Source organism: Maribacter sp. (assembly GCF_016744255.1).
Lineage (GTDB): Bacteria > Bacteroidota > Bacteroidia > Flavobacteriales > Flavobacteriaceae > Maribacter_B.
Map to the genome: position 1 here is coordinate 1 of NZ_JADGES010000103.1, position 11,448 is coordinate 11,448.

Consider the following 11,448-nt stretch of genomic DNA (forward strand, 5'->3'; position numbering starts at 1 on the left):
TAAACAGCTAAAAAGATTATATCCTATTACTTCGCAAATGCATGGGCACGATTTTTTTATTAAGCGAATGGGACTTAATGCTGCCACTCCCCTTTTTGTAGCCCTAATTGTAATTGAACTTACCGATATTCTTTTTGCTCTAGATAGTATTCCTGCAATTTTAGCTATTACAGCCGACCCATTTATTGTTTTTAGCTCTAATATACTAGCTATTATGGGGTTACGCTCTATGTATTTCCTTATTTCTAGAATGCTAGAAAAATTTAGATATATAAACTATAGCTTAGTTTGTATACTAGCATTTGTAGGTTTAAAAATGTTATTCTCTCATCATATAGAATTTCCAGAATGGGTTTCTCTTGCTGTAATTTCTGCCTCTTTATTAGGTGGAATTGTAGCTTCTTTAGTTATTCCCGAAAAACAGATAGTTTAATATTCCTCCAACTCTAATAACGCTTTTAAAAACCTCTTCTTAGGTAAATAATTCTCCTCTAAAGCAGAATCAAAAGGAATGGGAGTTTCTAAACTTGCAACTCTTTTTATAGGACCATCTAAATAGGTAAAACAGTGCTCGCTAACGAGAGCAGAAATATCGCTTGCAATACCACCAAACAAACTATCTTCTTGTAAAATGATAAGCTTTCCTGTTTTTTTAACAGAGGTATAAATTGCTTCTATATCTAAAGGTTGTAATGTGCGCAAATCAATTACATCGGCTTGGATGCCAGGGTTTTCCTTTAAAGTATCTAAAGCCCAATGTATTCCTATACCATAAGAAACTATAGTAATATCTTCTCCTTCTTTTAGTAAACTAGCCTTTCCCAATGGTGTTGTGTAATAGGATGTTGGCACGTTTTGGTAGATACTACGATAAAGCGCTTTATGTTCAAAAAACAAAACAGGATTTGGATCATTAATTGCCGATGCTAATAAACCTTTTGCATCCAACGGAAAAGCAGGATATACCACCTTTAATCCAGGTGTTTTTGTAAACCATGCTTCATTGGTTTGGGAATGAAAAGGCCCAGCAGAAACACCTCCACCACAAGGCATTCGTATAACTACATCCGCATTTTCTTCCCAACGGTAGTAAGACTTTGCTAAATAGTTAACAATAGGATTAAATCCCGTACTTGCAAAATCGGCAAACTGCATTTCTACTACAGCTTTTAATCCCTTTATAGACAATCCCATTGAAGCGGAAATAATTGCCGATTCGCAAATGGGCGTATTACGTACGCGCTCTTTTCCAAATGCGTCTACAAATCCTTCGGTTACTTTAAAAACACCACCATATTCAGCAATATCCTGTCCCATTAACACCAAACTAGGGTGCCTTTCCATGGACTGTTTTAATCCCTCTGAAATAGCATCTACCAATCGTATACTTTTTACAATAGAACTTGGCGCAATATTTATATGGGTAAATTCTTTATAAACAGCACTTAACTCTTTATCCAAATCAACCGTTATAGGTTTTTCTTCTATAGCGCGTTTTAAATTAGCATCAATCGTATGTAAAATTTCCTTTTTAATTTCTACCTCTTCTACTTCCGTCAAGATTTCCTTATTACGTAGGTAAGCAACATAGTTTTCTAAAGGATCCTTAGCTGCCCAATGATCTAACTTTTCTTGCGGCACATATTTGGTTCCACTAGCCTCTTCATGACCCCGAATTCTAAACGTTTTAAATTCTAAAAGTATAGGCCTAGGGTTCTTTCGCATACTTTCGGTAAGGGTTTTTACAATAGTATAGACTTCTAAAATATTATTTCCATCGACAATATGTGCTTCCATACCATAACCAATACCTTTGTCTGCTATGTTTTTACAATTATATTGCTCATTGGTCGGAGTAGATAAACCATAGCCATTATTTTCCACACAAAAAAGGACAGGTAAACTCCAAACAGAAGCCACATTCAGCGCTTCGTGAAAATCACCCTCACTAGTACCTCCATCGCCAGTAAAAACAGTGGTTACTTTAGCTTCTTTTTTTAAAACATGCGCTAAGGCTATACCATCTGCCACTCCTAATTGTGGTCCTAAATGCGATATCATTCCAACAATTTTGTATTCCTGAGTACCAAAATGAAAACTACGATCCCGACCATTAGTAAATCCGCTTTCTTTACCTTGCCATTGAGCAAAAAGTCTATGTAAAGGAATCTCTCTAGTAGTAAAAACTCCTAAATTTCTGTGCATAGGTAGTATATACTCCTCGGGTAACAAAGCAGAGGTAACTCCTACCGAAATTGCTTCTTGGCCAATACCACTAAACCATTTAGATATCTTGCCTTGTCGCAATAAAATCAGCATTTTTTCCTCTATCATCCTAGGAATAAGCATTGCCTTATAAAGCTGAATTAGAACCTCATTACTTAACTGATATTTAGCGTATTCCATGTTAGTTTTTAATGGTTTATTGTATAAATGATATATAAATGTAACAAAAAGAAAGCGTCGTTACTAGCAATGTTTCCTTTTATATGATCAATAATTTGTAATTTTGAAGGAACTACTAAAACAAAGTTATGAGTACTATACCAAGTGTAGACCTAAAAGAATTTGTATCTGGAGACGCTGTAAAAAAACAAAAATTTACTACCGAGATTGGAAAAGCTTTTGAAGAGATTGGCTTTGTTGCATTAAGCGGCCACTTTCTTTCTGATGTTTTAGTTGAAAACTTATATGCCGAGATAAAAAACTTCTTCAATCAAGAACAAGCCATAAAAGACTCCTATGAAATAGAAGGTATTGGCGGTCAAAGAGGGTACACTTCTTTTGGAAAAGAACATGCTAAAGGACGTAAAGAAGGAGATTTAAAGGAATTTTGGCATTTTGGACAGTATGTAGAAAACAATTCCAAGTTAGAGGCAGAATATCCAGATAATGTAATGGTAAAAGAACTTCCTAATTTTAATGCTATTGGAGAAGAAACTTATAAGATGCTAGAAAAAACAGCTAAATACGTGCTTAGAGCATTAGCCACACATCTTAACTTAGAGGAAACTTATTTTGATGATTATATAAAAAATGGAAACTCTATTTTAAGACCTATTCATTACCCTCCTATTACTTCGGAACCAAAAAATGCGGTTAGAGCTGCGGCACACGGAGATATTAACCTTATTACTCTTCTTATGGGGGCGCATGGTAAAGGTTTACAGGTACAGAACCATGAAGGAGATTGGGTAGATGCTATTGCTAGACCAGATCAGTTAATGATTAATGTAGGAGATATGCTTTCTAGATTAACAAATAACAAACTAAAATCTACCATCCACCAAGTTGTAAATCCGCCTAAAGAATTATGGGGAACCTCTAGATATTCCATTCCATTTTTTATGCATCCGATAAGCGAAATGTCTTTAAACTGCTTGCCAAATTGTATTAACGAAGAAAATCCAAAACAATTTGAAGATATAACTGCCGGAGAATTTTTACATGAAAGACTTATAGAATTAGGATTAATTAAAGAATAAAATGAACTTACAAGACCAATTAAAGAATCTTTTTCCGGAACATAAACCTTCCAAAGAACCTGTGAAGAAAGAAAAAAGCACTATTTGGATGCAAGATGACCCTATTATTTGCAAGTATGAAAAAAGAAAAGGAAAACCAATTACCATTTTAGAAGGCTACACTGGAGCAGATACTGATTTTAAAAAACTTGCTAAGGAACTAAAGACAAAACTTAGTGTTGGCGGTAGTTTCAAAGAAGGTAAAATTATTATTCAAGGAGATTATCGAGATAAAATAATGCAGCTTTTACAAGAAAAAGGGTTCCAAGTAAAACGTGTCGGAGGATAAGTACAATTACACTAGATGCAGTAATTTACATTTGGTTGCGTATTTTTTGTTAAATATTTTTTGTCCTTTTATATTAAATGTTACTTTTATATACTTACAACCTAAACCACACTGAAAATGAGTTCCCTATTGCATATTACCAATGGAGATAGTTTTACAGACCGATTAAACACTCTTAACCTAGAAGGCGAAATAATCACTTGGCGAGAAATGCTATGCGAAGGCAAAACGCTAAACCAAGTCGGAAGTGAATCTTTTTGGAAAGCACGCTACGAATTTCTTCATAACAACTATAAAGTTTCTAAGTCTTCATTTATAGAAAAAACATTAAAAGAGTATCGTTCTTTATGTAATCATAAAAAACAAGATCAAATAGTTTTATGGTTTGAATACGATTTGTTCTGCCAAATAAACATGCTGGCTGTTATTAGTTGGCTACAAACCCACAGAAAATACGCTCAGATAACTTTAGTTTGCAGCGGCAAAGAAGATAAATCGGATAAACTCTATGGTTTAAACGAATTGAATAACGAGCAGCTTCAAAAACTATATGTAGATAGAATCGTCTTAACGCAAGATGATATTGCTTATGCAGATTACGTTTGGCAATTATACTGTAGCGACAACCCTATTAGACTAGAAAACTTAACAGATTTTAAAAATTACCAGTTTAAGTATTTAGAAGGCGCTATTAAAACCCATTTGCAGAGATTCCCGAGTATTGCTAATGGTTTAAATCTTATGGAAAATAATATTTTACAATTGGCCAAAGATTACAAACCAGCAAATAAGAAAGAATTTATGCGTACAGTACTCGCACACCAAGGCAATTTTGGTTTTGCTGACCTACAGTACCAAAGAGCTATAACAAGATTAAAACCTTTGTTTAGTTCCTTTAACCCTGTAAGACTGACTAAAAAGGGAAAGGAAATATTAGACAAACAAACCAGTTATTATTCTTGCATACAAAACAACGAGGTATATCTAGGAGGAGCTTTAAAGTATAATTTTTTATACAATACTGCTTCCGATAGAATTTTAAAATTATAACCTATGAGCCTTGAGCATTCCGAGCTTATTCTAAATGCCGATGGCAGCATTTACCACTTAAACTTACTACCCGATGACCTGGCTGAAACTATAATATTAGTAGGTGATCAAAATAGAGTACCAAAAGTATCTCAGTATTTTGATTCTATTGAAGTAAAAAAAGGGAAAAGAGAATTTATTACACATACCGGTACCCTAAATGGAAAACGCATAAGTGTTATTTCTTCCGGAATTGGTACAGATAATATTGATATCGTTTTAAATGAAATCGATGCATTAGCGAACATCGATTTTAAAGAACGAAAGATAAAAGAGGAACACAAGCAGCTTCGTATTGTTCGCATTGGAACTTCGGGTTCTATACAAGCGGACATTCCTGTAGATTCTTTTGTGTTATCTGAATATGCTATTGGATTTGATGGTGTTTTACACTTCTATGCTAATGAAAATATTCAACATCCAGAACTTACAAAGGCATTTGTAGAGCAGACGAATTGGTCTAGCAACAAACCACTGCCTTACATTGTAAAATACGATGAAAATTTAGGAAAAACGCTTACCTCAAATCGTATACGATTAGGATTTACCGGAACAAACTCGGGCTTTTACGGACCTCAAGGCCGTGTTTTAAGACTAGCTTTAGATGATAAAAATTTTAACGCTAAACTAGCTTCTTTTGAGCATAATAAGCTAAAAGTAACGAACCTAGAAATGGAATCCTCTGCAATTTATGCCCTATCTAAACTATTAGGACATAGAGCAGCTTCCTTAAATTGTATTATTGCCAATAGAAGTACGGGAGAATTTTCTAAAAACCCTACTCTTGCAATTGACAGCCTTATAAAATATACTCTAGATAAACTCTCTAAAGATTGAAAAAAGTAAAAATAATTGGTGTACCAGAGCATTTTAATTTGCCCTGGCATCTTGCCATAGAAGAAGGTGCATTTACAGAAAGAGGTATCGATTTACAATGGACAGATATTCCAGAAGGAACAGGAAAAATGTCTCAAATGCTTCAAAACGAAGAAACAGACCTAGCTATTATTCTTACCGAAGGAATTATTAAAAGTATTACAGAAGGTAATCCTACAAAAATTGTTCAAGAATATATAGGCTCTCCATTACTTTGGGGCATTCATGTGGATTATAATAGTACACACCAAACTATTACCGACCTTAAAAACACAAAAGCAGCCATAAGTAGGTATGGAAGCGGAAGTCACCTTATGGCCTATGTTAATGCACAGAAACAAAATTGGGACACCGATAATTTACAATTTGAAATTATCCATAATTTAACTGGAGCTATAGAAGGCTTGGCAACTGGCACTGCGGACTATTTTATGTGGGAGCACTTTACAACAAAACCTTTGGTAGATAATAATACCTTTAGACGAATAGAAGACTGCCCTACTCCATGGCCATGTTTTGTTATTGCTGGTACTCAAAAATTCTTAACAGAAAACATTACATTATTAAAACATGTATTAGAAGTAATTAACATGTATACAGCGGAGTTTAAATCGATTCCAAGTATCGATAGAACCTTAGCAAATCGTTACGAGCAAAAGTTAGAAGACATACAAGAGTGGCTAACAATTACAGAATGGAGTCAAAAACAGCTAGAAATAAAAACATTAAAAAAGGTTCAAAATAGCTTGGCTAGCCTGAACCTAATTACTCAATCGTTAAACGAAAAGGACATTTTATACTAAAAGGTATAAATTATACTGCCACTTCTTTAAAATGTTTATTTATTAGTTTTTTAAACTTAATATCGGACAATGGTTTTTGTATAAACTCATTGATATATAAATTTTCTTTGGCTTTACGTTTATCTTCTATACTATCGCTGATAGTTACCAAGACAATAAAAATTTGTTCTTTTAACTCTTCAGGAACCAATTCTTCATATTTCTCCATAAACTGCCATCCGTTCATTAATGGCATATTTATATCTAACATAATCATGCAAGGCGTAGATAATTGGTCATCTCCTTCAAAATCTCCTTGATTCATAATAAAATCAAGACCTTCTTGTCCATTGAGCGTAGCATGAACATCAATATCTAAATCCAGTTTATTTATAAATATAGTATTTAAGAAGTTACTAGATTCATCATCATCAATTAGTAAAATTGACTTTAAGTGTGTAAAATTACTCATGCAAATTGGTCTTTAGGTTAGTACTATGTAAGAATTTACTTTACTAAACTTAAGCAAAATTAACGAAAAATCCTACCTCCAGCTAATCTTTTTTCCTTTTTTGTTGTGTATAAATTGATTACAAGTGCCAAAATGTTTATTTCCGAACCAATACCCTCTATTTGCACTCAAAGGAGAGGGGTGTCCAGACTCTAAAATATGGTGTTTAGCTTTATCTACGAGTTTTGCCTTCTTTTTAGCATAACCGCCCCACAGCAAAAACACAACATCTTTTCTAGAATCCGATATTATTTTAATAACAGCATCTGTAAACGTCTCCCATCCTTTTTTTTGATGACTTCCAGGCTCTCCTTCTCTAACAGTAAGTGTTGCATTTAATAATAAAACGCCCTGTTTAGCCCAACGCTCTAAGTTGCCACTCTCTGGATAGGGTACATTTAAGTCTAAAGCTATTTCCTTAAAAATATTAACCAAGGATGGCGGATGGCGCACGCCATCTTTTACCGAAAAACATAGGCCATTTGCCTGCCCTTTTCCATGGTATGGATCCTGACCTATTATGACCACCTTAATATCTTCCAAATTACAATGATTAAAGGCCGCCCAAATATTTTGTTTTTCCGGGTAACAGGTATTCTCTGCATATTCGGTAACCACAAAATTTTCTAATTTTTTAAAGTATTCTTTGTTGCACTCTTCGGTAAGAATTTGTCTCCAAGAGTTTTCTAAAGTAGTTATCATTTAAAAAGTATCTAATTACTTCTTAAAAATATGTAATATCTATTAATTTACAGTAGAAATGCCGTCTAATATTAGAGAAACTAATATGCTTCTTGAAAATAAGTTCTTGCCAATTGTTGTTTTACAATTTCATTTTCCTCTATTCTCTCTTTCAAAACGTTTATGTACTGCTGATTAGCCTTTGTTTCCTGTTTTCTTTGTGCCTTTTTGGCCAAATGGAGTGCTCCGCCAAGGTTTCCTTTTAATTCTTCGTAAAAAGCAAGATTATATGCCGCTCTACTCTGTACTTTTAAATCTTCATTAGAATATAGCGATTCCCATATTTTTACTGCAGATTCCCATTCGCCAGCTTCTACATAACTATGCGCAAGCCCTAACTCTACCGCTCCTTTTATAAAATACTTCCGTACAACGCCAGTTTTACTCGGTAATAAACGCATTCCATATGCTTCTCCTTTATTTTTACTTTGCACTGTTACTTCTTTTGCCCGATCTTCTATAGCTATTAAAGCCTGAACAGGGTTTACGCCTTGCGCTGTAGATTTAAAAGCTTCCGTGAATACCACTTCATCTATAACCTGCTTATTCTGTGGATTATAAATACGCCATCCATTTTCTATTAAAGTTTCTAATGTAATTTCATTACCTCTCACCTTTTCTTTTACCCGAAGCATATTGGCTTGTATAATTTTCTTTTTACGTAAAGAAACTTGCGTTTCCGTATCGTAATGAGATAAAGAGAAAATAGCATCTACGTTATGCTCTTTACATAAAGCCTCTACCTTTGTCCATGATATTCCTTCAGAAGATTCTCCCATACTCTTTAGTTTGGCTGGGATTTTCGCTATTATTTTTATGGTATCAAAGCGTTTATCCTTTAATAATTCATCAAACAAACCAGCAATAGCTGCTTTTTTACCTTCTTTATCTAGTTGTGCATCTTTTTCAGAGAGAATTTGTTCTATCCTATTTTTATACGCTTTTTGTTCTTGAACAATACTTTCGTTAATTATACCAATTCTTTTAATATTAGACTCCAAATCTACAGAGGCTGGTTCCAAAGTCATTAAAGTATACTCTTTAGTGGTACTGCATGCTGTAAAGGCCAAAAACAGTAACATTATAGGGTTTTTAAATATCTTTTTCATTCTGCAATTGCTTAACGTTTGCAAGGATTATTTTTATATCCTTAGATACAACCGTAAGTACCAAACAGTTTTTAAAGGGTTTTTATTGCATTTCCACCTCTGAATTTCTATATGCAATCCACTTAAAATCAAACAAATAGAATATCACATTATATGCTTTTTTTGGATAAAAAGCCAAGGATATATACCCTACACCTAGTCTAATCGTTTATAATTTTCCAATTCAACCCCAATGCCTACCTTTGTAATCTACCAAGATTTACATGGAAAGCATACATAGCAAGACATTACAAGATTTAGAATTCCCAACAGTACTTAAGCAAATTGCCGCGAGAAGCATTACTGAATTAGGTAAAGAGCATGCGTTGCTTATAGTACCCATTTCTGATGAGATAGAATTAATGAAGATTTTGGGGCAAACCTCTGAATATCTTTCCTCTTTAATAAGTGAAAACCAAATACCACCACATAGTTTTGACAGCATTAATAATGAGTTAAAACTTTTAAAAATTGAGAATACAACATTAGAATTAGTTGGTTTTAGGAGGATTAGCAGTATCTGCACCACAGTTACTACCCATAAAAAATTCTTTAAAAAATTTAAGGAATACTATCCCCTACTTTTTGAATACACAGAAAATTTTGAGGTAAACACCGAAATTCCAGCATTGATTAACGGCGTAATAGATAAGTTTGGAGAAATAAAAGACAATGCATCTAACACCCTACTTGGTCTACGTAGACAAAAGAGCCAGGTTAAAGGCAAAATTAATCAAAGTTTTTTATCCGCATTAAACACCTATCAAAGTTCCGATTATTTAGATGATATTCGAGAATCTGTTGTGGAAAACCGGAGAGTCTTAGCAGTTAAAGCAATGTATCGCAAGAAAATTAAAGGCTCTGTTATGGGTTCTTCCAAAACTGGAAGCATTGTTTATATTGAACCCGAAGCTACGTTACGCTATAGCAGAGAGCTTAATAATTTGGAGTTCGATGAAAAAGAAGAGATTCAACGCATTCTTAACGAGCTAACGGGAATCATTAGGCCGTTTGACTATTTATTAGCAGAATACCAGCGTTTTTTATGCCATATAGATATTACTTCTGCCAAAGCAAAGTATGCTTCGGAAATGAATGGCCTTTTACCTAAGATTAGCGAAAAAAAAGAAATGTATCTTAGAGATGCTTACCACCCTTTACTCTTCTTAAACAACAAGTATAAAAAAGAAAAAACATACCCGCAAACCATAAAGTTACACCCAGAGAATAGAATTATTGTTATTTCTGGACCCAATGCTGGAGGGAAAAGTATTACTCTAAAAACCATTGGATTATTGCAGTTAATGCTGCAAAGTGGCTTACTTGTTCCTGTTCACGAACGGAGTAAAATGTGTTTATTTGATAAAGTTCTAACAGATATTGGAGACAACCAATCAATTGAAAATCAGCTAAGTACATACAGTTACCGACTTAAGAACATGAACCAATTTTTACGAAAGTGTAATTCTAGCACTTTGTTCTTAATTGATGAGTTTGGTACGGGTAGTGACCCAGAATTAGGAGGAGCTCTTGCCGAGGCATTTTTAGAAGTGTTTTACGAACGAAAGGCCTACGGCGTAATTACTACCCATTATGCAAATCTAAAGTTACTTGCGAACGAGCTTCCGCATATTTCTAATGCCAATATGCTTTTTAATAGTAAAACCTTAGAACCCACCTTTCAATTAGTTCTTGGAGAAGCTGGCAGTTCTTTTACTTTTGAAGTTGCCCAGAAAAACGGTATCCCATATAGCCTTATAAACAAGGCTAAAAAGAAAATAGAGCGAGGAAAAGTACGTTTTGATGCCACCATAAGCAAAATGCAGAAAGAACGCAGTAAAATGGTGCAAACTGGCTCCAGACTGCAAGAAGAAGAAAGTAAAGCAAGAGAAGAAAGCAGAAAACTAGTAGAATTAAACGCTAAAATAAAGTCTAAACTAGAGAACTACCAAGAACTATACGATCATAACCAGCGGATGATTTATCTGGGAAATAAGGTAAACACCCTTGCGGAGCGGTATTTTAGAGACAAAAAAAAGCGAATTTTAGTTACCGAAATGCTTCGAGTAGTAGAAACGGAAAATAGCAAGAGAAAAAAGAAAACCGTAAAAGAAGTAAAAGTAGAGAAAGCAAAAAAAGCGGTAACAGAAAAAGAGGTCATCGAAAAAGTACAAGTTATCCGCCAAGAAAAAAAGATAGAGAAGAAAAAAGCCATTATAAAAGAAAAAAACAAACCCAAAACTATTTTTAAAATAGGAGACCGTGTGCGCTTAGTGGATAGTAAATCCGTTGGCAGTATCGATAAATTAGAGAAAAATAAAGCTATCGTAAATTATGGCATATTTACCACTAATGTTAGTGTAGATCAATTAGAATTGGTGGAAAGAAAAAAATAGAAATCTAAAAAATACGTTTAGTAATTATACCCGTATTTTTTATAGGATGCTAAACCATCAAGAATATTACATTACCCTTACTATGTACCTAT

General features: G+C 34.0%; 10 protein-coding genes and 1 pseudogene. 7 read left to right on the forward strand and 4 right to left on the reverse strand.

Features of this window, described 5'->3' with window-relative positions; translation table 11 throughout:
• Nucleotides 1-433: pseudogene (locus tag QZZ51_RS14090) on the forward strand (DUF475 domain-containing protein); the annotation flags it as partial.
• On the opposite strand, the gene QZZ51_RS14095 reads toward QZZ51_RS14090, so the two are convergent.
• Nucleotides 430-2,406, reverse strand: coding sequence for a dehydrogenase E1 component subunit alpha/beta (locus QZZ51_RS14095; protein WP_291870771.1), 1,977 nt, complete (start codon nt 2,404-2,406; stop codon nt 430-432). The pseudogene QZZ51_RS14090 and the gene QZZ51_RS14095 overlap by 4 nt on opposite strands.
• A 128-nt stretch (nt 2,407-2,534) precedes the next feature.
• Here QZZ51_RS14095 and QZZ51_RS14100 point away from each other — a divergent pair, with 128 nt between their 5' ends.
• From QZZ51_RS14100 to QZZ51_RS14120, 5 genes are all read left to right on the forward strand, one after another.
• The gene (locus tag QZZ51_RS14100) at nt 2,535-3,485 is read left to right on the forward strand and encodes a 2-oxoglutarate and iron-dependent oxygenase domain-containing protein (RefSeq protein ID WP_291870772.1); all 951 of its coding nucleotides are present in this window, start codon (nt 2,535-2,537) and stop codon (nt 3,483-3,485) included.
• Nucleotide 3,486: 1 nt separating this feature from the next.
• Nucleotides 3,487-3,813, forward strand: coding sequence for a translation initiation factor (locus QZZ51_RS14105; RefSeq protein ID WP_291870775.1), 327 nt, complete (start codon nt 3,487-3,489; stop codon nt 3,811-3,813).
• Nucleotides 3,814-3,930: 117 nt separating this feature from the next.
• A complete protein-coding gene (locus QZZ51_RS14110) occupies nt 3,931-4,863 on the forward strand; it encodes a DUF1835 domain-containing protein (protein WP_291870776.1) in 933 nt (310 codons plus the stop codon).
• A 3-nt stretch (nt 4,864-4,866) separates the two neighbouring features.
• Complete coding sequence (locus QZZ51_RS14115) at nt 4,867-5,739, forward strand: nucleoside phosphorylase (protein ID WP_291870778.1); 873 nt, start codon at nt 4,867-4,869, stop codon at nt 5,737-5,739.
• Nucleotides 5,736-6,581 carry a substrate-binding domain-containing protein gene (locus QZZ51_RS14120; protein ID WP_291870780.1) on the forward strand — a complete coding sequence of 282 codons (846 nt, stop codon included), beginning with the start codon at nt 5,736-5,738 and terminating at the stop codon, nt 6,579-6,581. Before QZZ51_RS14115 ends, QZZ51_RS14120 begins: the two co-directional genes overlap by 4 nt.
• Nucleotides 6,582-6,591: 10 nt before the next feature.
• Here QZZ51_RS14120 and QZZ51_RS14125 read toward each other — a convergent pair whose 3' ends face one another.
• From QZZ51_RS14125 to QZZ51_RS14135, 3 genes are all read right to left on the reverse strand, one after another.
• Complete coding sequence (locus QZZ51_RS14125) at nt 6,592-7,032, reverse strand: response regulator (protein ID WP_291870783.1); 441 nt, start codon at nt 7,030-7,032, stop codon at nt 6,592-6,594.
• A gap of 72 nt (nt 7,033-7,104) precedes the next feature.
• Complete coding sequence (gene ung, locus QZZ51_RS14130) at nt 7,105-7,773, reverse strand: uracil-DNA glycosylase (protein ID WP_291870785.1); 669 nt, start codon at nt 7,771-7,773, stop codon at nt 7,105-7,107.
• Nucleotides 7,774-7,853: 80 nt separating this feature from the next.
• Entirely contained in the window at nt 7,854-8,921 is a 1,068-nt protein-coding gene (locus tag QZZ51_RS14135; protein WP_291870786.1) for a DUF6340 family protein, read from the reverse strand.
• Between the two features lie 263 nt (nt 8,922-9,184).
• On the opposite strand from QZZ51_RS14135, the gene QZZ51_RS14140 reads away from it, so the two are divergent.
• On the forward strand, nt 9,185-11,356 hold the full coding sequence (locus QZZ51_RS14140; protein WP_291870789.1) for a DNA mismatch repair protein MutS: 2,172 nt from the start codon (nt 9,185-9,187) through the stop codon (nt 11,354-11,356).
• Nucleotides 11,357-11,448: the final 92 nt, after the last annotated feature.

Bases quoted from the DNA above. Each gene is read 5' to 3' on its own strand.
- QZZ51_RS14095 (WP_291870771.1), bottom strand. From the start codon at position 2,406: ATGGAATACGCTAAATATCAGTTAAGTAATGAGGTTCTAATTCAGCTT.
- QZZ51_RS14100 (WP_291870772.1), top strand. From the start codon at position 2,535: ATGAGTACTATACCAAGTGTAGACCTAAAAGAATTTGTATCTGGAGAC.
- QZZ51_RS14105 (WP_291870775.1), top strand. From the start codon at position 3,487: ATGAACTTACAAGACCAATTAAAGAATCTTTTTCCGGAACATAAACCT.
- QZZ51_RS14110 (WP_291870776.1), top strand. From the start codon at position 3,931: ATGAGTTCCCTATTGCATATTACCAATGGAGATAGTTTTACAGACCGA.
- QZZ51_RS14115 (WP_291870778.1), top strand. From the start codon at position 4,867: ATGAGCCTTGAGCATTCCGAGCTTATTCTAAATGCCGATGGCAGCATT.
- QZZ51_RS14125 (WP_291870783.1), bottom strand. From the start codon at position 7,032: ATGAGTAATTTTACACACTTAAAGTCAATTTTACTAATTGATGATGAT.
- ung (WP_291870785.1), bottom strand. From the start codon at position 7,773: ATGATAACTACTTTAGAAAACTCTTGGAGACAAATTCTTACCGAAGAG.
- QZZ51_RS14135 (WP_291870786.1), bottom strand. From the start codon at position 8,921: ATGAAAAAGATATTTAAAAACCCTATAATGTTACTGTTTTTGGCCTTT.
- QZZ51_RS14140 (WP_291870789.1), top strand. From the start codon at position 9,185: ATGGAAAGCATACATAGCAAGACATTACAAGATTTAGAATTCCCAACA.